The 24,824-nt window shown below is 64.7% G+C and carries 28 protein-coding genes and 1 riboswitch; of the genes, 7 read left to right on the top strand and 21 right to left on the bottom strand.

Going from position 1 to position 24,824, the window contains the following annotated elements:
• Nucleotides 1–175: 175 nt before the first annotated feature.
• The 16 genes from hisD to FA94_RS21485 all read right to left on the bottom strand — a co-directional run bounded on the left by hisD (nt 176) and on the right by FA94_RS21485 (nt 13,525).
• The gene (gene hisD / locus FA94_RS21560; RefSeq protein WP_035554870.1) at nt 176–1,507 is read right to left on the bottom strand and encodes a histidinol dehydrogenase; all 1,332 of its coding nucleotides are present in this window, start codon (nt 1,505–1,507) and stop codon (nt 176–178) included.
• A gap of 73 nt (nt 1,508–1,580) precedes the next feature.
• Nucleotides 1,581–2,267: an ATP phosphoribosyltransferase gene (hisG, locus tag FA94_RS21555; protein ID WP_035554867.1), complete on the bottom strand. Its 687-nt coding sequence runs from the start codon at nt 2,265–2,267 to the stop codon at nt 1,581–1,583.
• Nucleotides 2,264–3,526, bottom strand: a complete 1,263-nt coding sequence (gene murA, locus FA94_RS21550; protein WP_035554863.1) for a UDP-N-acetylglucosamine 1-carboxyvinyltransferase — start codon at nt 3,524–3,526, stop codon at nt 2,264–2,266. Before murA ends, hisG begins: the two co-directional genes overlap by 4 nt.
• Before the next feature lie 111 nt (nt 3,527–3,637).
• Nucleotides 3,638–3,877 carry a BolA family protein gene (locus FA94_RS21545; protein WP_035554861.1) on the bottom strand — a complete coding sequence of 80 codons (240 nt, stop codon included), beginning with the start codon at nt 3,875–3,877 and terminating at the stop codon, nt 3,638–3,640.
• Between the two features lie 14 nt (nt 3,878–3,891).
• Nucleotides 3,892–4,647: an ABC transporter permease gene (locus FA94_RS21540; RefSeq protein ID WP_035554858.1), complete on the bottom strand. Its 756-nt coding sequence runs from the start codon at nt 4,645–4,647 to the stop codon at nt 3,892–3,894.
• A complete protein-coding gene (locus FA94_RS21535; protein ID WP_035554855.1) occupies nt 4,644–5,576 on the bottom strand; it encodes an ABC transporter ATP-binding protein in 933 nt (310 codons plus the stop codon). The genes FA94_RS21540 and FA94_RS21535 overlap by 4 nt, the downstream gene beginning before the upstream one ends.
• 170 nt (nt 5,577–5,746) lie before the next feature.
• Complete coding sequence (locus FA94_RS21530) at nt 5,747–6,040, bottom strand: STAS domain-containing protein (protein WP_035554852.1); 294 nt, start codon at nt 6,038–6,040, stop codon at nt 5,747–5,749.
• The gene (locus tag FA94_RS21525; RefSeq protein WP_035554849.1) at nt 6,037–6,669 is read right to left on the bottom strand and encodes an MlaC/ttg2D family ABC transporter substrate-binding protein; all 633 of its coding nucleotides are present in this window, start codon (nt 6,667–6,669) and stop codon (nt 6,037–6,039) included. The genes FA94_RS21530 and FA94_RS21525 overlap by 4 nt, the downstream gene beginning before the upstream one ends.
• A 114-nt stretch (nt 6,670–6,783) precedes the next feature.
• Nucleotides 6,784–7,770, bottom strand: a complete 987-nt coding sequence (locus FA94_RS21520; RefSeq protein ID WP_035554847.1) for an MlaA family lipoprotein — start codon at nt 7,768–7,770, stop codon at nt 6,784–6,786.
• Between the two features lie 12 nt (nt 7,771–7,782).
• Complete coding sequence (mlaD, locus tag FA94_RS21515; RefSeq protein WP_035562635.1) at nt 7,783–8,334, bottom strand: outer membrane lipid asymmetry maintenance protein MlaD; 552 nt, start codon at nt 8,332–8,334, stop codon at nt 7,783–7,785.
• Between the two features lie 92 nt (nt 8,335–8,426).
• A complete protein-coding gene (mlaE, locus tag FA94_RS21510; RefSeq protein ID WP_035554845.1) occupies nt 8,427–9,194 on the bottom strand; it encodes a lipid asymmetry maintenance ABC transporter permease subunit MlaE in 768 nt (255 codons plus the stop codon).
• Entirely contained in the window at nt 9,191–10,012 is an 822-nt protein-coding gene (locus FA94_RS21505; RefSeq protein ID WP_035554842.1) for an ABC transporter ATP-binding protein, read from the bottom strand. The genes mlaE and FA94_RS21505 overlap by 4 nt, the downstream gene beginning before the upstream one ends.
• 94 nt (nt 10,013–10,106) lie before the next feature.
• The gene (thiE, locus tag FA94_RS38130) at nt 10,107–11,210 is read right to left on the bottom strand and encodes a thiamine phosphate synthase (protein WP_081936028.1); all 1,104 of its coding nucleotides are present in this window, start codon (nt 11,208–11,210) and stop codon (nt 10,107–10,109) included.
• The gene (locus FA94_RS21495) at nt 11,207–12,022 is read right to left on the bottom strand and encodes a thiazole synthase (protein WP_081936355.1); all 816 of its coding nucleotides are present in this window, start codon (nt 12,020–12,022) and stop codon (nt 11,207–11,209) included. The genes thiE and FA94_RS21495 overlap by 4 nt, the downstream gene beginning before the upstream one ends.
• 75 nt (nt 12,023–12,097) lie before the next feature.
• Nucleotides 12,098–12,295 (bottom strand): sulfur carrier protein ThiS, encoded by a 198-nt coding sequence (gene thiS, locus FA94_RS21490; RefSeq protein ID WP_035554838.1) that lies wholly within the window; start codon nt 12,293–12,295, stop codon nt 12,098–12,100.
• Nucleotides 12,296–12,394: 99 nt separating this feature from the next.
• On the bottom strand, nt 12,395–13,525 hold the full coding sequence (locus tag FA94_RS21485; RefSeq protein WP_035554836.1) for an FAD-dependent oxidoreductase: 1,131 nt from the start codon (nt 13,523–13,525) through the stop codon (nt 12,395–12,397).
• A 228-nt stretch (nt 13,526–13,753) separates the two neighbouring features.
• A riboswitch (TPP riboswitch) is annotated at nt 13,754–13,878 on the bottom strand.
• Nucleotides 13,879–14,206: 328 nt separating this feature from the next.
• Between FA94_RS21485 and FA94_RS21480 the strand changes: the two genes are divergently transcribed.
• The 5 genes from FA94_RS21480 (at nt 14,207) to FA94_RS21460 (ending at nt 18,975) form a co-directional block, all read left to right on the top strand.
• Nucleotides 14,207–15,958 (top strand): ABC transporter ATP-binding protein/permease, encoded by a 1,752-nt coding sequence (locus FA94_RS21480; RefSeq protein ID WP_035554834.1) that lies wholly within the window; start codon nt 14,207–14,209, stop codon nt 15,956–15,958.
• A complete protein-coding gene (locus FA94_RS21475; protein ID WP_035554832.1) occupies nt 15,955–16,737 on the top strand; it encodes an SDR family NAD(P)-dependent oxidoreductase in 783 nt (260 codons plus the stop codon). The genes FA94_RS21480 and FA94_RS21475 overlap by 4 nt, the downstream gene beginning before the upstream one ends.
• A 170-nt stretch (nt 16,738–16,907) precedes the next feature.
• Nucleotides 16,908–17,372 carry a hypothetical protein gene (locus tag FA94_RS21470; RefSeq protein ID WP_035554830.1) on the top strand — a complete coding sequence of 155 codons (465 nt, stop codon included), beginning with the start codon at nt 16,908–16,910 and terminating at the stop codon, nt 17,370–17,372.
• A gap of 118 nt (nt 17,373–17,490) precedes the next feature.
• Nucleotides 17,491–18,141, top strand: a complete 651-nt coding sequence (locus FA94_RS21465) for a hypothetical protein (RefSeq protein WP_035554828.1) — start codon at nt 17,491–17,493, stop codon at nt 18,139–18,141.
• Between the two features lie 93 nt (nt 18,142–18,234).
• Complete coding sequence (locus FA94_RS21460; protein WP_035554826.1) at nt 18,235–18,975, top strand: response regulator; 741 nt, start codon at nt 18,235–18,237, stop codon at nt 18,973–18,975.
• 55 nt (nt 18,976–19,030) lie between these two features.
• Here FA94_RS21460 and FA94_RS21455 read toward each other — a convergent pair whose 3' ends face one another.
• The 4 genes from FA94_RS21455 to FA94_RS38125 form a co-directional block, all read right to left on the bottom strand.
• The gene (locus FA94_RS21455) at nt 19,031–19,702 is read right to left on the bottom strand and encodes a flagellar basal body L-ring protein FlgH (protein WP_035554824.1); all 672 of its coding nucleotides are present in this window, start codon (nt 19,700–19,702) and stop codon (nt 19,031–19,033) included.
• Nucleotides 19,703–19,844: 142 nt separating this feature from the next.
• Nucleotides 19,845–20,576 carry a hypothetical protein gene (locus tag FA94_RS21450; RefSeq protein ID WP_035554821.1) on the bottom strand — a complete coding sequence of 244 codons (732 nt, stop codon included), beginning with the start codon at nt 20,574–20,576 and terminating at the stop codon, nt 19,845–19,847.
• 3 nt (nt 20,577–20,579) lie between these two features.
• On the bottom strand, nt 20,580–20,747 hold the full coding sequence (locus tag FA94_RS21445; protein ID WP_308701515.1) for a DUF6726 family protein: 168 nt from the start codon (nt 20,745–20,747) through the stop codon (nt 20,580–20,582).
• Between the two features lie 45 nt (nt 20,748–20,792).
• The gene (locus tag FA94_RS38125) at nt 20,793–20,975 is read right to left on the bottom strand and encodes a hypothetical protein (RefSeq protein WP_081936026.1); all 183 of its coding nucleotides are present in this window, start codon (nt 20,973–20,975) and stop codon (nt 20,793–20,795) included.
• A 410-nt stretch (nt 20,976–21,385) separates the two neighbouring features.
• On the opposite strand from FA94_RS38125, the gene FA94_RS21440 reads away from it, so the two are divergent.
• Nucleotides 21,386–22,126 carry a response regulator gene (locus FA94_RS21440; RefSeq protein ID WP_035554819.1) on the top strand — a complete coding sequence of 247 codons (741 nt, stop codon included), beginning with the start codon at nt 21,386–21,388 and terminating at the stop codon, nt 22,124–22,126.
• Nucleotides 22,123–23,394, top strand: coding sequence for an ATP-binding protein (locus tag FA94_RS21435; RefSeq protein WP_035554817.1), 1,272 nt, complete (start codon nt 22,123–22,125; stop codon nt 23,392–23,394). The genes FA94_RS21440 and FA94_RS21435 overlap by 4 nt, the downstream gene beginning before the upstream one ends.
• Before the next feature lie 201 nt (nt 23,395–23,595).
• Here FA94_RS21435 and FA94_RS21430 read toward each other — a convergent pair whose 3' ends face one another.
• Nucleotides 23,596–24,561, bottom strand: coding sequence for a tyrosine-protein phosphatase (locus tag FA94_RS21430; protein ID WP_035554815.1), 966 nt, complete (start codon nt 24,559–24,561; stop codon nt 23,596–23,598).
• Nucleotides 24,562–24,824 lie beyond the last annotated feature (263 nt).

Genomic DNA, 24,824 nt, shown 5'->3' with positions numbered 1-24,824 from the left:
TCTCCGGCCTGGTGTCGGCGGCACGCGGGCTGCCTCAGGCCGGTCTGGGTTGTCTTGATTGAACGGGAAAACAGTTGAAATCTGTCGCCGAAGTTCGCGGGCATCCCCTCGATGCAATGCCCGCTTCCTCGTTGCGCTCAGCCGTTTCGCCGCGCGCTGCCCTGCTCTGCCTGACTCAGCCGCGGTCGTTGTTTTGCCGCATCCGGTATTCGGCGCTGCGGGCATGGGCCTGCAGGCCTTCGCCGTAGGCGAGTTCGGCGGCGATCTCGCCGAGCGTCTGCGCACCTTCCGCGCTGACTTCGATCACGCTCGAACGCTTGAAGAAATCATAGACGCCCAGCGGCGACGAGAACCGTGCGGTGCGCGACGTAGGCAGCACGTGATTCGGGCCCGCGCAGTAGTCGCCGAGACTTTCGCTCGTGTAGCGGCCGAGGAAGATCGCGCCGGCATGGCGGATCAGTTGGCCCCACTGATGCGGCTCCAGCGCGGAGATTTCGAGGTGCTCCGGCGCGATGTCGTTGGCGATCGCGCAGGCTTCGGCCATGTCGCGCACCTTGATCAGCGCGCCGCGTCCTTCGAGCGACGCCAGAATCACGTCGCGGCGCGGCATGGTCGGCAGGAGTTCGTTGATCGCGTCGTGCACGCGGTTGATGAACGCGTCGTCCGGACACAGCAAAATGGATTGCGCGAGTTCGTCGTGCTCGGCTTGCGAAAACAGGTCCATGGCGACCCAGCGCGGGTCGGTGGTGCCGTCGCACAGCACGAGAATTTCCGACGGCCCGGCGATCATGTCGATGCCGACCGTGCCAAACACGCGACGTTTGGCCGACGCGACATACGCGTTGCCCGGACCGCAGATCTTGTCGACCGCGGGCACCGTTTCCGTGCCGTAGGCCAACGCGCCTACGGCCTGCGCGCCGCCGATCGTGAACACGCGGTCCACGCCGCCCAGCAACGCGGCCGCCAGCACCAGCGGATTCTTCACGCCGTCCGGCGTGGGCACGACCATGACGATTTCGCGCACGCCGGCCACCCGCGCCGGAATCGCGTTCATCAACACCGACGACGGATACGCCGCCTTGCCGCCCGGCACGTAAATCCCCGCGCGATCGAGCGGTGTGACCTTCTGGCCGAGCACCGTGCCGTCGGCTTCCGTGTACTGCCAGCTATGGCTGCCGCATTCGATCTTCTGCTTCTCGTGGTAGCCGCGCACGCGCGCCGCCGCCGCTTCGAGCGCCGCGCGGCGCTTCGGCTCGAGACTTTCGAGCGCGGCTTCCAGCTCGGACATCGGCAATTCGAGCGCGCCAACGCTCTTCGCTTCGAGCCGGTCGAAGCGCTGCGTGTACTCGAGCACCGCCGCGTCGCCGCGCGCCTTCACGTCGTTCAGAATCTGCGCGACCGAGCGCTCGATTGCTTCGTCTTCGCTCGCCTCGAACGCGAGCACCGCGTGCAACGACTTCTGGAAGTCGGGTGCGGTGGAATCGAGTTTGCGAATCTTGATAGACATACGGGTATCCGTTTCGGTAAGGCGCGCTTCAGGGCGTGGTCACACGGGCACTATCGGGCACGAGCGGCGGTGCTCAGCCGGCTTTCGTCGCGCGTTCGAACGCGTCGAGAATCGGCCGCAACGCGGCGCGCTTCAACTTCAGCGCGGCCTGGTTCACCACGAGGCGCGACGAAATCTGCATGATCTCCTCCACCTCGACAAGATTGTTGGCGCGCAAGGTGTTGCCCGAGCTCACCAGGTCGACAATCGCATCGGCCAGGCCAACCAGCGGCGCCAGCTCCATCGAACCGTACAGCTTGATCAGGTCGACGTGTACGCCCTTGGCGGCAAAGTGTTCACGGGCGGTTTCCACGTACTTGGTCGCCACGCGCAAGCGTGCGCCCTGACGCACCGCGTTCGCATAATCGAAACCCGCCGCAACCGCGACCGACATGCGGCAACGCGCAATATCCAGGTCGACCGGCTGATACAGGCCGCTGCCGCCGTGTTCGAGCAACACGTCTTTGCCCGCTACGCCGAAGTCGGCCGCGCCGTATTCAACGTAGGTCGGCACGTCGGTGGCGCGCACTACGATCACGCGCAGGTTCGCGTCGGTCGTCGGCAGAATCAGCTTGCGCGAGGTTTCCGGGTCTTCGGTCACTTCAATGCCGGCCGCCGCGAGCAGCGGCAGCGTCTCTTCGAAGATACGCCCTTTCGACAAAGCCAGCGTGAGCGGTGCGCTCACCGCCGACGACGACGACGTTTGCGGCATCGAGCTCATGCCTGGCTCCCGGAAATACGGCGCACCTTCGCGCCGATGGCGGTGAGTTTGGTTTCCATCCGGTCGTAACCGCGGTCGAGGTGATAGATGCGGTCGATCAGCGTCTCACCTTCGGCGCGCAGCGCGGCGATCACAAGACTCGCGGACGCGCGCAGATCGGTGGCCATGACCTTCGCGCCGGACAGCTTGTCGACGCCGGTCACGAGCGCGGTATTACCGTCGATCGTGATGCTGGCGCCGAGGCGGTTCAGTTCCTGCACGTGCATGAAGCGGTTCTCGAAGATCGTTTCGACGACCTGCGAGGTGCCGTCCGCGATCGTGTTCAGCGCCATGAACTGCGCTTGCATGTCGGTCGGGAACGCCGGGTATTCGGAAGTGCGGAACGTGACCGCGCTCGGACGCTTGTCCATGCGCACGCGCATCCAGTCGTCGCCTTCGTCGATCGTGACGCCTGCTTCGCGCAGTTTTTCGGTCACAGCTTCCAGAATCAGCGGACGGACCTTGCGCAACGTGACGTCGCCACCGGCGGCGGCCACTGCGCACAGGAACGTGCCGGCTTCGATCCGGTCCGGAATCACCGTGTGATTCGCGCCGTGAAGCTTCTCGACGCCCTGAATCACGAGGCGATCGGTGCCGACGCCGTCGATCTTCGCGCCCATCGCGACCAGCAGGTTCGTGAGGTCGACCACTTCCGGCTCGCGCGCCGCGTTCTCGATCACCGTTTCGCCGTCGGCCAGCACCGCTGCCATCAGCAGATTCTCAGTACCGGTCACGGTGATCATGTCGGTGACGATCCGCGCACCCTTCAGGCGCGTTGCGCGTGCTTCGATGAAGCCATGCTCGATCGCGATCTCGGCGCCCATGGCCTGCAGACCCTTGATGTGCTGATCCACCGGACGCGCGCCAATGGCGCAGCCGCCCGGCAGCGACACGCGGGCGTGGCCGAAGCGCGCCACCAGCGGACCGAGCACGAGAATCGATGCACGCATGGTCTTGACCATTTCGTACGGCGCGACGAGGTTGTCGACCTGCGAAGCGTCCAGCGTTACACGCCCGTCACTGCTCTCGATGCGCACGCCCATCTGGCCGAGCAGCTTGAGCATGGTGCTCACGTCCTGCAGGTCGGGCACGTTCTCCAGATGCACCGGCTCAGCGGTCAGCAACGCCGCGCACAGAATCGGCAACGCCGCATTCTTCGCACCCGAGACGACGACTTCACCCGACAGCGGGTAGCCGCCTTCAATGACGAGTTTATCCATGCCTGTCACTTCCTGATTGCCCTGGACTTTGGCCGGGGCTGCTTTGACTGTGTTCGACGCGCCGCTGCCGGCGTCGCGCCCTTCTTGAGTAATTCGCACTAAATTTCCAGATTACGCGGTCTGCCATTCGGCGGGCGTCAGCGTCTTCATGCTGAGCGCGTGGATTTCTTCGCGCATGCGGTCGCCGAGCGCCGCATACACGAGTTGATGGCGCTGGATCAGACGCTTGCCTTCGAAGCTCGGCGAAACGATGGTCGCAAAAAAATGCTGGCCGTCGCCTTCGACTTCGAGATGCTGGCAAGTGAGCCCAGCCGCGATGTATTGCTTGACCTGTTCGGGAGTCGGCAACATGAGAGAAGCTCCTGTCAGTGGCGCAGTTTGTAGCCGGAAGCGAGCATGCGCATCGCAATCACGGCCAGCACCACAAAGAAACCGGCAACGATCGCGAGGCTTTCGAGCGGATTGATATCCGACATCCCGAAGAAACCGTAGCGAAAGCCGTCGATCATGTAGAAAAAGGGATTCAGCCGCGACACTTCGCGCCACAGCGGCGGCAGCGTATGCGTCGAATAAAACACGCCCGACAGGAACGTGAGCGGCATGATCAGGAAGTTCTGGAACGCCGCCAGCTGGTCGAATTTCTCGGCCCAGATGCCGGCGATCAGACCAAGCGTGCCGAGAATCGCCGCGCCAAAAATCGCGAAGCCGATGATGTAAAGCGGCGCGCTGAAACTGACCGGCACGAACCAGATCGTCACGATGAACACGCCGAAGCCGACCGCGAGCCCGCGCGCCACGGCAGCCAGCACATAGGCGCCGAACATCTCGTAGTGCGAGAGCGGCGGCAGCAGCACGAACACCAGGTTGCCGGTGATCTTCGACTGGATCAGCGACGACGAACTGTTCGCGAACGCATTTTGCAACACGCTCATCATCACGAGACCCGGAATCAGAAAACTCGTGTATTCGACGCCCGGATAGACCTCGACGTGACCGCGCAATGCGTGGCCGAAGATGGTCAGATACAGCAGCGCGGTGATGACCGGCGCGAGCACGGTCTGAAACGACACCTTCCAGAACCGCAGAAGCTCTTTGTAAAACAGCGTGCGGAAACCGCTCATGCCAGCCCCTCGATTACTTCCGGACCGTTCATTACCTGAACGAACACATCTTCGAGGTCGGCCTTGCGGACCTCGATTTCTTCGAACGTGCAGCCGGCCGCGCGGCACTGCGCGAGAATCCGCTCGACGTCGTCATAGCTTGCAAGGCGCAGCAGATGCTGACGGCCATTGCCGTTGCCCGCGCCGCTTTCCACCTCGAGCGAGCGCAGTTCGGCCGGCAGTACGCCTTGCGCGAAACGCAGGAACAGTTGCATGCCCGCGAAGCGCTGCAGCAGCGTGCTGGTGCGCTCGAGCGCGACCACCTCGCCGCGCCGCAGCATCGCAATGCGGTCGCACAGCGATTCGGCTTCTTCCAGATAGTGCGTGGTCAGCACGATGGTGTGGCCTTCGCGATTCAGGCGCGAGATGAATTTCCACAGCGTCTGGCGCAGTTCAACGTCGACGCCCGCGGTCGGCTCGTCGAGCACGATTACCGGCGGCCGGTGCACCAGCGCCTGCGCGACCAGCACACGGCGCTTCATGCCGCCGGATAGCGCGCGCATGTTGACGTCGGCTTTCTCGGTGAGATCGAGATTGGCCATGATCTCGTCGATCCACGCGTCGTTGTTGCGCAGCCCGTAATAGCCGGACTGAATACGCAACGTTTCGCGGACCGTGAAGAACGGATCGAACACGAGTTCCTGCGGCACCACGCCGAGCGCACGGCGCGCGTCGCGGAAATCGCTAACGACGTCATGGCCGCGCACTGCGATGCTGCCTTCATCGGCGCGCGCGAGACCGGCAAGGATGCTGATCAGCGTCGTCTTGCCCGCGCCGTTCGGACCGAGCAGTCCGAAGAACTCGCCTTCTTCCACCGTGAGGCTGACGCCCTTGAGCGCCTGCAAGTCCTTGTAGCGCTTCTTGACGTTACGAATTTCTATGGCTGACATGACTGTGGGCCGCGTGCGTCGCGGCGCCTGAATGGGGGCGCAAAGTGCTGGGGGGACGGAATTGGGGCCGGTAAAGATCACCGGATCTGCCCCAAAAAACGGTTGATTATAGGGCAAAAATTAGCAGCCCCATGACGGCCAGGGGGATTGGCCGCGACGCTATAGGAGCGTCAATGTCGCGACGAAATAAGAGTATCGACGCCGTACGCGTGCGCGAGGCTGGCGAGACCAGCCGGCAGATTGACGATCTCGAACGGCGTGCCGCGCGCTTGCGCCGCACGTTCCCATGCGAGCAGAACCGCCAGCGCGGACGAGTCGAACTGTGCGAGGGGCGCGCAATCCACACCGGTCGCGCCCGCGGCGATGCGCTGCAAACCCGCCGCGAGCGCGGCTTTCGCGCTCGCGTGAGTCAGGGTCGCGCCGCAGTCGAAGCGGTTGGCGACAGGGCTCAGCACTTCGCTCACGACTGCTTGCCCGCGGCGAGTTGCTGGTTGCGCTGCGTGAGGAACTGGATCAGCCCGTCCACGCCCTTCTGCTGGATCTGCTCGTTGAACTGCTGCTGATACGCCTGGATCAGCCATGCGCCGAGCACGTTGATGTCATACACGCGCCAGCCTTGCGGCGTCTTGTACAGACGGTAGTCGAGTTCGATCGGCGAGCCGTTGTTCATCACGACCGAGCGCACCACCGTGTCGGTGTCGTCCGGGCTCATGCGGAACGGCTTGTACTGGATCTGCTGGTCGCGCACCTGCGCGAGTGCGCCCGAGTACGTGCGGATCAGCAGCATCTTGAACTGCTCGACGATCTGCGCCTGCTGCTCAGGCGTAGCCGTGCGCCAGTTGCGGCCCATGGCCAGTTGCGTGGTGCGGTGGAAATCCGTGTACGGCAGGATCTTTTCGTTGACCAGCCTGGTGATGTGCGAGATGTCGCCTTGCTGGATCGACTTGTCGGCGCGTACCGCGTCGATCACTTGCTGCGTGATCGTCTTGATCATGCCGTCTGGCGAATTGGTGTCCACGGTTTGTGCCGATGCACCGGCGCTGGCGAACGAGAACAACGCAGCGAACAACGGAATGAGGAAGAATTTTTTCATATCGAGCCTTGCCTTATAAATAGTGCAACCGTTTGAGCCGACATTAACACGCGAGTTCAGCGGCAATCCACGCGCAAACTGCGAGAGTCGTGTCGAACTGTTACGGCCGCACGATCAGCGCAATTTGAATGACGGGAAGTTGAAACGCGACGGCGGGACCAGTTGGCCGGCCGGAATCTGCGTCGTTTCCGGACCACCGTTCAGGTCCAGCGGCGGCGTTCCGGAAGTGCCCGAGGCGGCTTCAGGTGCAGCGGCGTTGTTCGCCGTGCCCGTGGCCGCTTTTGCAGCAGCACCCTGCGTGCCTGACGCGCCCGCCGGGGCTGCCGCCGCGCTACCGTCGACGTCGTCGTACTTGGGCAGCGGGGCTTCGTCGCCGTAATTCGGCAGTGACGCCGACTGCTTGCCGTCCGACAGCAGGTACTGGCGGCGTTGCAGATACGCGTTACGCACGAACGAATACTTGTCGAGCGCGGCGCCTTCCAGCACGTCGCTCGCGTTCAGCAGATTCGCGCGCGTGTTGACCACGTTGATGCCGTACAGCGCCCAGCTCAACCCATCCGGATGGATGTAGCTGAGCGGGTTCACATAGTAATTACCGATCGAGCCAACCGCGTCGCGCACCGTGCTCGGTCCGAACAGCGGCAGCACGAGGTACGGACCCGCCGGCACGCCGTAATGGCCGAGCGTCAGGCCGAGGTCGTTGTCGTGCTTGGGCAGCTTCGCGAGCGTCGCCACGTCGAACAGGCCGCCTACGCCGAACACCGTGTTGATCACGATCCGCATGATGTCTTCGACACCGTCGGTGATCTTCAACTGCAGCAGGTTGTTCGCCGCGATGTAGACGTCGCCGATATTCGAGAAGAAGTTCGTCACGCTGTCGCGCACCGGCTGCGGCGTGATGAACACGTAGCCCTTGGCGACCGGCTTCAACGCGTACTGGTCGAGCTTGTCGTTGACGGTGAAGATCGTGCGGTTCAGGCCTTCGAGCGGATCGCCCTTGGTCGGCGTCTGCACGGTGGTGCAGCCGGCGAGCAGCATGGCCGCGACCGCCAGCTTGCCTATCTGGAAGGCGCGCGCGCCCTCGGTATGTGAGGTCTGCATTTTTTATTCTCCTTATTGGCCGGCGGCGCCGGACGCAGGCAAGCTCGCTGCCGGAGCCGCCGGCGCGGGCGCCGGTGCGGCCGGCGACGCGCCAGGCTTCGACGCGCCCGAATCCGCGGCCTTGCTATACAGAAACTGTCCGATGAGGTTTTCGAGCACGATGGCCGATTGCGTCATCGAGATCGTGTCGCCCGCTTTAAGCATTTCGCTGTCGCCGCCCGGTTCGAGCCCGATGTACTGCTCGCCGAGCAGGCCCGAGGTCAGGATCTTCGCCGACGTATCTTTCGGAAACGGGTATTGCTTGTCGATATCGATCGTGACGACAGCCTGGTAGGCATTGCTGTCGAAGCCGATCGACGCGACCCGGCCGACCGTCACGCCCGCGCTCTTCACAGGCGCGCGCGCTTTCAGTCCGCCAATATTGTCGAACTTGAGCTTGACCGGGTACGTTGCCTGAAACGACAACGAGCTCATGTTGCCGGCCTTCAGCGCGAGAAACAGCAACGCCACGAAACCCAACACCACGAACAGGCCGACCCAGAAGTCGAGAGCAGTCTTTTTCATCGTCATCCCAAAGTGAATCCGCCACGCCGTCAACGCTACCCGCCGCGCGCGCCTCATGACGCAGCGCCGGCTGGAAACGCCCGAACGCAGTCTTAGCTGAACATCAGTGCGGTCAGCAGAAAGTCGAGGCCGAGCACCGCCAGCGACGCATACACGACCGTCTTGGTCGTGGCGCGCGATACGCCTTCCGGCGTCGGCTTGGCTTCGTAGCCCTGAAACAGCGCGACGAAGGTCACCGCGAGGCCGAACACCACGCTCTTGATAACCCCGGCGCCGACGTCGCGCCAGACATCGACGCCGCCTTGCATTTGCGACCAGAACGCGCCGGAATCGACGCCGATCAGCAACACACCCACCACATAACCGCCCAGAATACCCACCGCGCTGAAGATCGCCGCGAGCACCGGCATGGCGATGATGCCGGCCCACAGGCGCGGCGCCACCACGACCTTGACCGGGTCGACGGCCATCATTTCCATGGCCGTAAGTTGCTCGCCCGCCTTCATCAGGCCAATTTCGGCCGTCAGCGACGTGCCCGCTCGGCCGGCGAACAACAGCGCCGTGACCACCGGCCCGAGTTCGCGCACCAGCGACAGCGCGACCAGCAGCCCAAGCGCCTGTTCGGAGCCGTAGCGGTTGAGCGTGTAATAACCCTGCAAGCCGAGCACGAAGCCGACGAACAGCCCCGACACCGCGATGATCACTAGCGAATAATTACCTACGAAGTGGATCTGCTTCGTGACAAGACGCGGACGACGCAGCAACGGGAAGAATTCGAGCACCAGCCGGATAAAGAAACGCGTGGCGTAGCCGGCCGTGCCGAGCCCGCCGATCACCGAGCGGCCGATCGCACTGATCATGACTGACCTCCGCCGATGCCGAAGTCCGCCGCGAGCGGCGTCTTGCTGGGGTAATGGAATTTGAACGGGCCGTCCGGCGCGCCGTCGATGAACTGGCGCACCGTCGGATCGGTGGACGCGCGCAACTCTTCGGGCGTGCCTTCGGCGTGCACGCCGCCGTTGGCGAGGAAATACACGTAGTCGGCAATCGCGAACGACTCCGGCACGTCGTGCGTGACGAGGATCGAAGTCGCGCCCAGCGCCTGGTTCAGCGCGCGAATCAGGTTCGCGGTAATGCCGAGCGAAATCGGATCGAGGCCGGCGAACGGCTCGTCGTACATCATCAGTTCGGGGTCGAGCGCAATGGCACGCGCCAGCGCCACCCGCCGCGCCATGCCACCCGAAATCTCTGACGGCAGCAGGTCGCGCGCACCGCGCAAGCCGACCGCGTTGAGTTTCATCAACACGAGGTCGCGCAGCAGGTCTTCAGGGAGATCGGTGTGCTCGCGCAGCGCGAAGGCCACGTTTTCGAACACGGACATGTCGGTGAACAGCGCGCCGAACTGGAACAGCATGCCCATCTTGCGGCGCAGCGCGTACAGGCCGTCGCGCGTTTGCTGGCCGACGTCCTGGTCCTGGAACAGGATCTGGCCGCGTTGCGCGCGCACCAGACCGCCAATCAGACGCAGCACCGTGGTCTTGCCGCAACCCGAGCCGCCCATGACGGCCACCACCTGGCCGCGCTTGAAGCGCAGGTTCAGGTTCGACAGAACGAGCCGGTCGCCATAACCGAAGTCGACGTCGCGCAGCTCGAGTAAGGTCTCGGGGGAGGAAGACACGAAACTGACAGTCCTTTTACACGGAAGGCCGAATTATAGGGCCATCATGCAAAAGTTGCCGTGAGGTGCCCTGTCCCTTTACCAAGCGTGACGATTATTGCGTAAACGCGTGTTGCAATGCAGAAACGGCGGCGGCGAGATCCGCCGCTTCCGTCACCGCGCGCACCACGGCCGCGCCGCCCACACCGGTAGCCAGTACGTCCGGCAGCACCTGCAGGTCGATACCGCCGATCGCCACCAGCGGCACGACGCCGTCGAGCAGGCGCACATAACGCGCCAGACGGTTGAGTCCCTGCGGCGCAGTCGGTATGGCCTTGGTGGTGGTCGCGAACACCGCGCCTACCGCGATGTAGCTGGGGCGAAAATGCAGCGCCCTCAGAATCTCGTAGAAACCGTGCGTGGACAGGCCGAGGCGAATGCCGCCGGCGGCGAGCGCCGCCAGATCGGCGGTGTGCACGTCTTCCTGGCCGAGGTGGACGCCGTAGGCGCCCGCGTCGAGCGCGGCTTGCCAGTGATCGTTGATGAACACCTGGGCGTCGTGCCGACGACCGGCCGCCACGCTCAGCGCGATCTCGTGCTTCAGTTCGTCGGCGGGTTCGGCCGACTTGTGGCGCAACTGGATCGTCTTCACGCCGAAGCCGGCGATCCGCTCGACCCATTCCCCGCTCGGCAGCACCGGATACAGACCGAGCCGCGCAGGGCACGGCGGGAAGGCCGGCTCCGGCGCGTCCGGCAAACCGGCAATGCGCGGGAAATGGCCGAGATCGGACGGAAAGGCGTCGTCGGCGCGGGTTTCGTCGCCGTCACGCCAGGCGAGCGCCAGCACCAGCGCGTCGTGCGGATCGAAACCGCAATCCAGAAACGCGGCCAGCGCGGCGATCCAGTCTTCCGACAGATGGCCTTCCAGACGGTAGGTTTCGCCGCCCAGATGCAGCACGGCCCGGTTCTGTGCGGCCTCGATCACACCAGCGCCCCGCACCTGCCAGCGCGCCACTTGCTCGCCGTGCTGCTGCGCGTCGGCGATCACGATCAGGTCGCCGCCGTTCGGCTCGTCCGGCGCGGTTAGACAGATGCGCCACGGCGCGTGGGTCGGCGGCCAGTCGCCGAGGCGGGCGCGAATCCGCTCGGCGGCTTCCGTCAGTTCATCGGCGGGCGGCCAGAACAGGTCGCGGCCCGCCAAGGCCAAAGTCTGCGTCATGCGCCGCCCCCGTCCTGATGCCAGAACGGCATGCCGACCACCGGCGTGCTGGCGTGCGCGCTTTCGCGCTCGGCCATCGGCCCCGCCAGAAAAGCCTGGCGACCCGCTTCGACGCCCAGCGCGAAGGCCCGCGCCATCGCGTCGGGATGCGTGGCTTGCGAAACGGCCGTGTTCAGTAATACGCCGTCGAAACCCCATTCCATCACTTGCGCCGCGTGCGACGGCACGCCGAGGCCCGCGTCGACGATCAGCGGCACGTCCGGCAGCCTCTCGCGCAACACCCGCAAGCCGTACGGATTGATCACGCCCTTGCCGGTGCCGATCGGCGCGCCCCACGGCATCAGCGCTTCACAGCCGGCGTCCAGCAGACGGCGGCCGATCACCAGATCTTCGGTGCAGTACGGCAGCACCTTGAAGCCGTCTTTGACGAGTTGCGCGGCCGCTTCGATCAGGCCGACCGGGTCGGGCTGCAGCGTGTAGTCGTCGCCGATCAGTTCGAGCTTGATCCAGTCGGTTTCGAAAATTTCGCGCGCCATGTGCGCGGTCGTGACCGCCTCGCCGACGGTCAGGCAACCGGCCGTGTTCGGCAACAGCGGCACGCCGTGGCGCTTGAGCAGATCAAAGAAGCCGGCTTCGGCGCCGCCTTCGTTCATCTGCCGGCGCAGCGCGACGGTCACCATGCCGGGGCGCGCGGCGTCGATCGAATCGGACAGCGATTGCAGCGATGGATAGCGTGAGGTGCCGAGCAGTACGCGGCTTGCGAAGGTCTCGCCGTAGAGCGTGAGCGCGTCGGCGGTTTGGGGGGAAGTGATGGGCATTGTCCTTGTCTCCGGCAGGTCGTGGCGAGGCGTAGCAGTAGGTAGCTTTACGCGGTGTAAGCGGCGGCCCTAACCGCCGGCCACGGGTTGCACGACGTCGAGCTTGTCGCCCGGCTGCAGCGCGCGCGCCGCATGCTGGGTGCGCGCCACGAAATCGCCGTTCAGCGCGACCGCGAATGGCGGCCGCGCGCCGAACGCGACGAGCGCATCGGCGACCGTCGCGCCCTCGGGCAACGACAACGGCTTCTGATTGATATGAATGTTCATGGTGTTCGAATACGGTTCAATCGATGGCGGGAACAACGGAGCGTGTAGCGTTAAATCGTGTCAGGCCCGTCAGGCCAGACACGACAAAACGCGCAACGCTCATGCCGGCTCCCGCGTGGAATCCAGCTGGAACAGTTCGCTCCAGCGCGCGTCGCGTTGCCAGTCGGCGAACGCATCGGCGTCGCCGATCCGGCCGTCGAGCAGCGCCGCGGCGAAGCGCACGGCTTCGTCGGCGACTTCGGGCACGATCATGTAGCCGTGCCGGTACAGGCCGTTCACGCGCAGTGTCTGCGCGCCATCCCACAGCAAAGCCGGACGGTGGTCCGGCAACGTCGGGCGGCACTGCGAATTCAGTTCGAGGATACGAGCCTCGCCAAAGCCTGGGTGAACGGAAAACGCCGCGCTCAGCAGTTCGAGCGCCGAGCGCACGCTGACCGGCGACATGTCCTCACCTTCGACTTCGGTAGCGCCGATCACGTAGAGATCGTCCTGCTTCGGCGCGATATACAGCGGGTAACGCGGATGCAGCAAGCGCACCGGACGCGTCAGTTTGATACCGGGCGCGTGCACTCGCGCGACTTCGCCGCGAATGCCGCGCAACGTGGGCAGCACCGGCTTCGCGCCGAGCCCGCGGCAGTCGATCGTGATGCGCGCGGACGGCAGCGAATGATCGTCGACCGGCGTATTCCAGTGCGTCTCGACACCGCGTTGTGCGAGGCCCGCGGCCAGCGCGGCCAGCACCTGGCGGTTATCCAGTTGACCTTCGCGCGGCAACAACCAGCCCTGGTTGAAGCGTCCGGCCAACGCGGGCTCGGCGGCGCCGAGCTGCGCGCCGGCCAGCGTGACGAAGCCGCCGTCCAGCAAGTCAGCCGGTGCATTCGAGCGCACCCGGCGCTCGAACAGCGGCGCTTCGGTGCGATCGGCATGATGCCAGACCACCAGCGTGCCATTGCGCTGGAAGAACACCGGCTCGGGCAACTCGGCCAGCACTTGCGGCCACGTATCGAGCGAACTCGCGCCGAGACGGGTGATCAGCAATTCAGCGCTGGCGGCTTCGGCGAGCGGCGCCAGCATCGCGGCGGCGACCCACGCGGCCGCTTGCGAACCGGCGGCATCGCCACGCTCGTACAGCGCCACGCGAAGCCCCTGGCCCGCCAGACGCCACGCGACCAGCCGGCCGCACAGGCCGCCACCGAGGACGGCGAAATCGGGTTGCGCGGAACGGCTCATTGCGCACGCTCCGTTTCACGATGTTCAATCAGGCTAGACAGGCTAAAGCACAGCGCGCCGACAGCGGCGTGACGAAGAGCAAAACACATAACTGAAGAATAGGCGGTCATCGAGTCCTTTCCGTACGGCAGAAAAACGCACGTACCCAGGACGAAACCGGCGGGTAAGGCCGGCCGGGCACGACGCACGTTCTGATGACGTACGCCACCCCGGCGGGGAATGGAAGACTGGCTGCTTCCGGAAACTTCCCGCGCCGGTATTACCCGGATCGGGTGCAAAGGGTCTCTCTCAGCCTTGCCGCTACGGCATGAAAATCATGCGCGCCTGTGGGCAAAGCACCCCTGTTTCGTCGAAGGCCATTAGACCATAAAAGCCGCGACGCCCGCAAACCAGCGCCCGGCGTGTTCGCGCGGAGTTTGATCCGGCACCTTCTTTTATGTTGTCGATGCGGCCCGACACGGCGCTCTGGCACAATGCAACGAGCCCATGTCACGACGGCACGGCGCGCTCGGCACGCATTCCATAAACCGCCGCCCGCGCCGTCACAGCATGGCAGCGAAGCCTTGCGGCGCAAATTAATTTTCGCTTAAGGGCCACGCGCCAGAATCGGACGCTCGCCCGGACGAGCGTTCGTCGAGCACGACGCCCGGGCATGCAGGCCAGCACTTCTTCAGGATGCTCATGACACCGAATACCTCAGCCAGCCCCGCGCTGCCGCCGGACGAAAAGATCTCCGCCTGGAGCCTGATCAAACCCTACTGGGTCTCCGAAGAACGAAAAACGGCCTGGGGCCTGCTCATCGCGATCATCGTGATGAACCTGCTGGTCGTATGGATCAACGTGCGCCTGAACCGCTGGAGCGCCGACTTCTACAACGCGCTGCAGACCAAGAACGTCCACGATTTCCCGCACCTGCTGATGGTGTTCTCGGTACTCGCGTTCGCCTTCATCATCCTCGCGGTGTACGGGCGGTATCTGCGCCAGATGCTCGGCTTCCGCTGGCGCCAGTGGCTGACCACGCGTTATCTGAACGAGTGGATGCACGACAGCGCCTTCTATCGGATCGAACGCGACCGCCTCGCCGACAACCCCGACCAGCGGATCAGCGACGACCTGCAATCGTTCGCCACCAGCACGCTGTCACTGACACTCGACCTGCTCTCCACGGTCGTCACGCTGGTGTCGTTCATCACGATCCTGTGGACGATCGGCGGTGCCCTGACCGTCTCGCTCGGCGGCATGCCGGTGCAGATTCCCGGCTACATGGTCTGGGCCGCGGCGCTCTACGCGGTGATCGGCTCGCTGATCATCCAGAAGGTCGGCCATCCGCTCGTGCCGATCAACTACCAGGCGCAGAAAGTCGAGGCGGACTTCCGTTTCGGCCTGATCCGTCTGCGTGAAAACGCCGAACAGATCGCCTTCTACAACGGCATGGAAACGGAGAAGACGAGCACGCACTCGCTGTTTGGGCGCATCCGCGACAACTGGTGGCAGGTGATGAAGTACACCAAGCGGCTCACCTTCGTGCTCAGCTTCTACGGACAGATCGCGATCATCTTTCCGCTGGTGGTCGCCGCGCCGCGCTACTTCGCCGGCGCCTTCACGTTCGGCGTGCTGATGCAGATCTCCAGCGCGTTCGGCACCGTCAGCGATTCGTTCTCGTGGTTCATCAACAGTTACGGCAGCCTCGTCGAATGGCGCGCCACCGTGAACCGGTTGCGTGAATTCAAGCGCATTCTGCACTCGCCGCACTTTAAGGAATCGGTCTCGCCGGCCACCGAGCACGGCGGCATCAACCTGCATTACGTCGACGCCGACAAGCTCTCCACCGAAGGCCTCAAGCTCGCGCTGCCGAACGGCAATCCGCTGTCGCGTATTCGCGATATCGCGATCCGGCCGGGCTCGCGCTGGCTGGTGCGCGGTCCGTCCGGTTCGGGCAAGAGCACGCTGATGCGCGCGCTGGCCGGCCTGTGGCCGTTCGGCGACGGCTCGATCGACGCGCCGGTCAACGCCCGCATGATGTTCATCCCGCAGGTCAGCTACATGCCGATCGGCACGCTGAAGGCGGCGCTCACCTACCCGTCCTCGGCCGACACCTATACCGACGACGAATGCCGCGAAGCGCTCATCACCTGCCACTTGTCCGAGTACGCCGACCGGCTGGCGGAATCGGGGCATTGGACCCGCATTCTGTCGCCGGGCGAACAGCAGCGCCTCGCCGGCGCGCGCGTGCTGCTGCACAAGCCGGACTATCTGTTCCTCGACGAAGCGACCAGCGCGCTCGACGCCGAGAACGAAGCGCGGCTCTACCGTCTGTTCACCGAGCGCCTGCCGAAGGCGGCGATTGTCAGCGTCGCGCATCGCGAGTCGCTGGCGGCGTTCCATGAAGAAACGCTCGACGTCGAACGTTCGGGCGAAGCGGTCGCGGCATGACCGTGCCGAGTCCCGCCGGCTTCGATCGCGTCGTGCTGATCACCGGCGCGGGCTCCGGCATCGGCGCGGCGTTGGCCCGGCGCATTGCCGCGCCGCGCACGGCGCTGATGCTGCACGCTCGCGGCGCCGACGAGGCGTCGCGCGAACGCCTCGCGCAAGTGGCCGCCGATTGCCAGTCGAGCGGCGCGCAATGCGCAACGCTGTGCGCCGATCTTGCCGAGCGTGGCGCGGCGGAACATCTGATACATCAAACGCTGGCCAGCTTCGGCGCACTCGATCAACTGGTCGCCAATGCGGGCCACGCGCAGCGGCAAACGCTGCACGCGCTCGATCCCGATACGTTCAGCGCCGCCTGGGCCGCCATGCCGGCGGCGTTCGCGGCGCTCGTCAAACGCGCTTCGCCCGCGCTGGAAACGTCCAGGCGCGGCCGCGTGGTCGCGCTCAGTTCGTTCGTCGCGCACCGCTATCGCGCGGATGCGCCGTTCGCTGCGACGGCGGCAGCGAAAGCGGCGCTCGAGTCGCTAGCGAAAACGGCGGCGGCCGAACTTGCGCCGCATGGCGTGACCGTGAATTGCGTGGCGCCGGGTTATACCCGTAAAGATCGCGGCCCGAGTGCCGATAACGTATCGGTATGGCAACACGCGGCACAGGCGACGCCGCTGGGCCATGTCGCCGAGCCGGCGGATATCGCCGCGCTGATCGCGTTCCTGCTTTCCGACGAAGCACGGCATATCACCGGCCAGGTGATTCACGTCGACGGCGGCCTCACGTTGGGCTGAAAACGCCCACCGCCGCAACATCCAGAAAGACCCGCAAAGAGTTCGAAAGCATTTGCGAAGCCGGCAAGCTGTTCCGCGCTTTGAACACGTGCTCCTCCAGCGACGATAGCTACGCGTGCCAAACCTCGTGTGGCACGCCACGTCATTCAACGCTACCGGACTCTTCGCTCATGTCATTCGATCGCCGCTCCTATCCTTTGACCCGCCGCTTCGCGCTGGCTGTTGGCGCAGCGCTGCTGCTGACGAGTGCCGCGCACGCCGCGCAAACCACCCCGACCGACGAACCCGCGGACGTGTGCCCCGCGCTCAAACACATCGTCGACACCCGCGACTTCAAACAGTTGCAAGCGCAACCGGCCGCGCGGCTGCCGGGCTTGTCGGACGCGGACGACTGCCGCGCCAGCCAGCACGCGTACGACTGCCACTGGCGCGCGCACTGGCAAGCCGACGGCGTGATCACCGATCCGCTCGAAGAATTCGGCGCCGATGTCGCGGCCTGCTTCCCGAACGTCGTGCATGACCTCAACACGCCGACGCGTCAGCATTTCATCGTGACGACCGCCGCCGCGCGGCGCGTCAGCATCACGGCAAGCGTGCAAGGGCAGAACGAATTGCGTCTGCGCGTCACGCGCTGAGCGTGAACCTGCAACTGCACCTGAGCCCGAACCCAAACGCCCACGCCGCCGGCCGTCACGATTCACCGCGCTGCGCGCTGCACGGCCGCCTCCTTTGACCGCCACAAGGCACCGTCTCATGACCTTCATGCCGAGCATGCGCGCCGCCACCTTCACGCGAGCTTCATGCGCCACGCGCACCGCGTGGCTCGTCACGCGGCGGCCGTGCGCGCGGCTGGCCGTCGGCGCGATGCTGGCGGTCGGCCTGAACGGCTGCGCGTGGACGCTGATCCAGGCCGCCGATGCCACCGGCTCGGTGATTCAGGCCGGCTATGCGATCGCAGCAAACTACTCGTCGCCGACCTTCGTCAACGGCCGGCCGGCCGACGTGCGCAACGTCTGCATCGAAGTGAATCAGACGGTGTCGGTGGGCGATTTCGTACCCGCGCTGCAACTCGCGCTCGACCGGCGCGGCATTCGTTCGGACGTCTACAATCCGGGCACCTCGCCCGCCGGTTGCGAGGCGCGGCTCGTCTACAACGCCGCGATCGACTACGGCCGCCGCTCGTTCAGCGACGAATCGATCCAGTATCTGTCGATCATCGATCTGACGCTCATCCAGAACGGCCGCATTCTCGTCACCGCGCGCTATCAGACCGGCGGGCTCAACACCGACCGCTTTTCGTCGGCGTCGACCAAACTCAATGGTCTGATCGATCGGATGGTGGTCGATCAGAGCGACTTCGCGCGCCAATCGATGCAGACCATTCAAACCTCGCAGGCGAACTAGCCGCAGCACGCTGCTTGCCGTCTCTTACACGGGAAAGGATTCGAAAGCGTTACGCGCTTGGCGCCCTCCGTGTCGATCACTAAGATGGCCTGAATGAACCAATCCATTCTGGTCGTCGACGACGACCCCGTCGTACGTGAGCTCGTCAGCGATTATCTGCAGGGGCGTGGCTTCAAGGTCGCCACGCTCGAACACGGTCTGGCGCTGCAGCGCAAATTGCAGGACGAGCGTCCCGCGCTGATCGTGCTCGACATCATGATGCCGGAGCTCGACGGCATCAGTGCGCTGCGCGCGTTGCGCGTGGCCGGCGACGATATTCCCGTGATTCTCCTGACCGCGCGCGCCGATCCGATCGACCGCGTGATCGGCCTCGAACTCGGCGCCGACGACTATCTCGGCAAACCCTTCGAGCCGAGCGAACTGGTCGCGCGCATTCGCACGGTGCTGCGCCGACGCGGCACGATTGCGCCGAGCGCGCCGGAACAGCGCGCGCCGTACAAGTTCGGCCGTTTCGAAGTGAATTTCCCGGCGCGCGAATTGCGTCGCGACGGTGAGCGCATCACGCTACGTTCGAGCGAATTCGCGATGCTCAAAGTGTTCGTCACACATTCGATGACGGTGCTGACGCGCGCGCAGTTGCTGGAGAAACTGCACGGCAATAGCGAGGCGCATCGCAATCGCAGTCTCGATGTGTCGATCTGGCGACTGCGGCGGCTGATCGAAGTCGATCCGTCGGAGCCGCGCTATGTGCAAACGGTGTGGGGACGCGGATACGTGTTCGTGCCGGATGGGGAAATCGGTGCGGCTGAGCGGAGCGCGGCGCCGTTGGCGTAGCGAGGAGAGATGGCGCAGATGTCATCACGCCTCACACCCTCAGCCCCTCGAACTCTCAAAACGTCAGCACGCTCAAAAACATGCGCTGTAACCAGCCCATGGTTGTGGCGTCGGACACCATCCCCGCACCCGCCTGTTCGATCCGCGCGTTGGCGACCTTGCTCGACGCGACATAATTGCCCGCCTCGATGTCCTTGGGATTGACGATCCCCGACAGGCGCAAGCGGTCGCGGTTACCGCTCATCGCAATCATCTTCTCGCCCGACACCACCAGGTTGCCGGTCGACATCGTGCCGATCACGGTCACGGCCAGCGTACCGGTCATGCCGCTCACGTCGGTGAGACTGCCCTGCCCTTTGTAGTCCGTGCTCGCCGAGCCGATGTTGAACAATCTCGCGAGCCGCGCGGCGGCGTTAGTCGACTGATCGGCGGCAGTGGCGGTAATGTTGCTCGACCGGCTCGCCGCCGCCGTCGAACTATTGTTGCCGCTATACGACTCCGACAGACGAATCGTCAGCACATCGCCGATATGCTGCGCACGCGGCGTTTCGTACAGCAGCAGCGGCGTGCCGGCCTGATAGATCGCGCCCTGCGTATTCACGTTCAGCGACGCGGAAGCGAGCGGCGGCGCCATCGGCGTATCGACGATGGAAGGCTGCTGGCCGCCCGAACAGGCCGCGAGACAGAACGCCGCGCCCAGCGCGAGCGTGAGAGGTAGCGTAGTCATGCAGGCTCCTTGAACGGTTCGGCTTGATGGATTGGCTGGCTGGGAAGGGACGCCAGGATCGCCGTGCAACCTGATCGCACGAAGAAAAATTCGCGTGGGCCGCGGGTCATGGCGCGAACGCGCCGCTGGTCGACGTCGCGCATCAACCCGCCTCGGCGCCGCTCGCCTGCCACTGCCGCACGACCGACTTCACCCACGCATCCGAACCCTTCAGCAGATAGGTGAGCGTGCCGTTGCGCGTGCCCGGCAGAAAGCACAAGGTGATCGAACTCACCGCGTTTTCCCAGACGTAGGTTGGCATCGCGCCCGAGGCCGACACGTTCCGCGTCGCGAAGCGCGGCGGCCCGTAACGGTCGGCGAGCGCGTCGCGCAAGTCTTCGGCGGTGATCTCGTCGACCACAAAAGAAATCTCGTACAGACGCAGCGCGCTTTGTCCGTCGACGCGCGCGAAGCGCAGCACATGCTCCAGCGCCGGCGCGCCGTCCACCACGGCTTGCGACACCGCCCAACCGTCATTGCCGCGATGCGCCCAGCGGCACGCCACCGTCAAGCTCTCATGCGACTTCAACCGCATGCCGAGCGCGCCCGCCTGCACATCCGTCTCGCAGACCGGCACGCTGCCCACGGGCGTCGCCCGCACGCTCGACCCCGCGCGAAATTCGTCGAGCGTCATGCCGAGCGCGACGCCACGAAATGCGAACGGCGCGTCCTGCGTGGCCGAGCGCCGGCGCGCATCGGCGGCTGCGTCCTTCTGCGCAGGAGCCGAAGCGGACGCGTTCGGATTCGCGTCACGCGCGACCGGTTGCGCATAAGCGGCCAGCGAAAACAAACCACCGAACAGCGCCAACGCACAGGCAATCCGTTTGAGTGTCATGATTCAGTCGATCGCGGATGAGCACATGTCGAACGGGGCGGCCGCGGCATGGCCAACGACCGGGACGATTTTCAGCGTGGCTGAGGTCAGCCGGCACGGCAGCGCGGCGACGGCGCAGCCGCCGAACGGCAGCAACGCCGCGCCGAGCGTCAACCACGCAACGACACGAATGAAACGGTCAATGATTCTCGGGGTCGACACACGGGCCTCGGTGCGTCAGGCGGTCGTGTTGACGTTATGCCCAACGAGTCCGGCGGGCAGCGAAGGCAATGCTTCGGCTGCGGCCTCCTGAGTGGGCATCGCCGCGGCGGGGTTGGTTTGAGCCGCGGGTTTCGGCGCTGGCGGTGTCGGCGCCATCGAAGAAAAGCGGGTTGAGCTGAAGTTGTTATGAACGGTCATGATGAGCCTCGCGTGGCGCTAGGTTTCGATTTCACACCGCTTGCCGTGGGCCCAAGGCGTTAGGCTGTTTCCGGCTTGCGGCGCAACGTACTGCACGACGAATCATCGCGCTGCGCACACACTGCCGATACACGAAGAAAAGCGCGCTTTCCGGCGGTTCTTCCGAGCCGTTGCGAGCGGTTTCAATTACGCGCAAATTGTTTCTTCGGAGGAATTTTTGGCGATGCTTATCGAATTGAATGGGCGTGGACGGCAAGCCGCGCATTGCCAAATATGGCATGCGTGAAATACGCTATGAGCCTTCGGCAGCGGGCCTTACGCGTCAGCCGGCAGAGGTTGTGCGGGCGAGCGTAAGCATTGGTAAGAAAACAGTCGGCCGCGCGTTGTGCGGGCCAGTCTAGAATTTCGCCATGAATCCACAGGTCCTTATCGTCGACGACGATCCGGTCGTACGCGATCTGCTTTGCAAGTTTCTGCAATCGAACGGCTTCGACGCGTCGGTGCTGCATGACGGCACGCATCTTCAGCGGCGGCTCGAACGCGAGCGGCCCTCCGTCGTGGTGCTCGACATCATGATGCCGAACACCGACGGCCTGCGTGCGCTCACCGCGTTGCGCGCCGCCGGCGACGACATTCCGGTGATCTTCGTGACCGCGCGGGGCACGGTGGCCGACCGCATCGTCGGGCTATCGCTCGGCGCGGACGACTACCTGACCAAGCCGTTCGATCCACGCGAACTGCTCGCGCGCATCCATACCGTCCTGCGCCGTCGCGGGCCGTCCACCACCAGCGCACCGGAATCCCGCAAGCCGTACCGGTTCGGGCCGTTCGAACTCGACTTCGCGACCCGTTCGCTGTCGCGCGACGACACCAAGCTCGCGCTGCGCGACAGTGAGTTCGCGCTGCTGAAGATCTTCGTCAACAATCCGTACAAGGTGCTGTCGCGCGTGCTGATTCACGACCTCGTGCATCGCGACAATCTTGCCTTCCGCGACCGCAGTCTCGACGTGCCGATCTGGCGTCTGCGCCGCGTGATCGAAGAAGATCCGTCCAATCCCTGCTACGTGCAAACGGTGCGCGGCAAAGGCTACGTATTCGTACCCGACGCCGACGGCACGCCCTTTGCCGACGAGGCCGCCTCCACCGCATGAGAAACCCGCTGAACACGCTGTTCGGCAGGATGGCGTTGCTCTCGACGGCGGTGTTGTTCGCGATTCAGGCCGGCTGGTTCGTGCTGATCGTCATGCAACCGCCGCGCCATGAAATCGACGGCTTCGCGCGCGGCATTCTGCTGGTGCTGCAGGCCGTCAACGGCGAGCCGATGAAGGGCGCCGCGCTCGCGCCCGCCATGCGCGTGCATCTCGTGCCGACCTGGAACATGCCGGCGAGCGTGCATCTGGGCGAGCCGACGCGGCATCCGCTGACCGATTTGAGCCGGCAACTGCGCGACAACCTGCCGCCCGGCACCCGCATCGCCGTCGACGATTTACGCCCGCCGCAACTGTGGGTGCTGTTCCCCGGAAAATCGAACTGGGTGGTCGTGCCGGTCGACGTGCCGCCGCGTCCGCGCTTTCTGATCGAAGCCGTTTCGATGCTGGCGGGTGCGCTAATCCTCTCGCTGCTCGCGGTGTGGCAGATGCAGCGGCCATTGTCGCGTGTGGCCGGCGCCGCTCGCGAATTCGGCTCGGGTGGCCGGCCTGAGCCCGTCACCGTGCAAGGCCCGCGCGAACTGCGCGATCTGATCGGTTCGTTTAACGACATGATGCGGCGTCTGAACGAAGCCGGCGACGACCAGGCCGTGATGCTGGCCGGGGTCGCGCACGACCTGAAAGCGCCGCTCACCCGCCTCAAATTGCGCGCCAGCGTGCTGGTCGCGGAAAGCGAACGCGCCGGCCTGATTCGCGATGTGGACTCGCTGACCAACATCGTCCAGCAGTTCCTTGAATTCGCCGGCCAGTCCGCCGACGCCGGGCCGCCGGTCGAAGTCGAAGATTTTTTACGGGAACAGTTTTTCGCGGGCGACAGCAGCGAAACGCCGTTATTCACGCTCGATCTGCGCGCGGGTCCGGCATTCAAATTGCCGCGCACACTGCTCGACCGACTGGTCACGAACCTCGTGGATAACGCGCTCGAACACGGCTCGCCGCCGGTGGATATCGCCACCGCGCGCAGCGATGGACATTGGGTCATCAGCGTGCGCGACCATGGTCCCGGCATTCCGGACGACCGCATCGCCGCCGCGATGAAACCCTTCGTGCGGCTCGACGCCGCGCGGGGCGGCGAAGGTCACTGCGGCCTCGGTCTCGCGATCGTGGCGCGACTCGCGCACGATCGCGGCGGACGCTGTCACGTGCGCAATCACGCACAAGGCGGGTTGGAAGTGCGGATCGAGTTGCCGGTAATGGCGGCTTTAACGTGACGGAGATGGGAAGCTGGCGTGTGCGCTTACGCGCCCTTACTGGAGGGTCTGCTGCATGGGTAGCGGCCTTATAGTCAGCCCCGGCAACCTCGATGCCGCCCTTTCTCCGTCCGCCCGCTTATCGGGGCGGACTTTTTTTTGCGTGTCGCGTAGCGCGTGTCACGCCTCGCAGTTCACTGCTCACTGCTCACTGCTAAACGTTCAAGTTATAAGCCGGCTGTGCAGCATATCGATCGTCGACTGAGCGAGTCCCAAGCCTTGCGTCAGGTAGTTCGTCATCGTGCCGTAGTTCGCCTGCACCTGATCGAAGCCCGCCTGCAGATAACTCTCCTGAACATTCAGAAACGGCGTTTCGACGGTGGCAATCGCGTCGCCGTCCTGTGCTCGCAGCGTCTCGATCTGCGTCTGGATCGACGGCGCCAGAAACACGTTGCTCAGCAGGTAGTCCTGCGTGATGACGTCGAGCGGCACATTGGCGATGCTCTGCAGCAGCGCTGCGACCCAGCCGGTGCGATCCTTACCCGCGCTCGAATGAAATAACTGCGCGCCGGCGCCGTCGGCCAGATGCGTCAGCAGTGCGCCGAAACTGGCACGCTGGGCCGGACCGGTGACGTAAGCACGCGCCTGCGCTTCCATGAACGCGGTAGCGGCGCCGGCGGAATCGAAAGCGGGAGCGACGAAGTCGCCGGTGCCGAGCACATTGAACGTCTGCACGATCGCGCCGCCCGGCAGGATGTCGGCGGTGCGCGCGATCTCGCCCGGCGTACGCAGGTCGTAGACCGTGGCGATGCCGAGCTTATCGATCGTGGCGGCGTCGGCGCTGTTGAGCGTCAGCACGTTCGCGCGATAGAACGCGCCACGGCGCATCTGTTTACCGTCGACAGTCGGATAGCCGGCGGCAGCGCCCGCAAGGTCGCGGAAATTGTCGACCGATGCAAGGCGCGGCGTGGGCGGCTGATCGGCGTCGAGATTGCCGCCGCCGCAGGCGGACAGCAGCGAAGCGCTCAAGCCGGACATCAGCAGCACGCTAGCCGAGCCCTTGAGAAAGGTACGACGCGACGCGCAATCCGCATCGGACACCGTTCTCGGGCCAGTCCCATTCGCTCGCGACAAAGTCGTACTCGCGAAGCGGCGCAGTGGCGAGCAGATTTTTGCGGTGGCGGGCATTAGGCGTGGCTGGCGCGGACGTGAGAGGGTTGTTCGCAGCATAGGCACTGCCGGCGCAGTTTACCGGCCGACAATAACTTTTGCGTTACAGAGTAGTAGTTGGTAAGGAAACGAGAGGTTGGCTCCGGCGGGCTTGCGGCGGGCCGAGCGCCGCGCATGCGCCGCGAGTCTCGATCCGAAGCGATTTCCCCGATCTTGCGTCTCTTATCGATTATTACGCTGAAACGCCATTTTTGACCACAACTGGCCCCGGGACGCCTCGT

Origin of the sequence: Burkholderia sp. 9120 (assembly GCF_000745015.1) — a bacterium.
Taxonomy (GTDB): Bacteria; Pseudomonadota; Gammaproteobacteria; order Burkholderiales; family Burkholderiaceae; genus Paraburkholderia.
The sequence above is the reverse complement of the archived record's forward strand: the minus strand, read 5'-3'. Positions and strand labels throughout refer to the sequence as shown.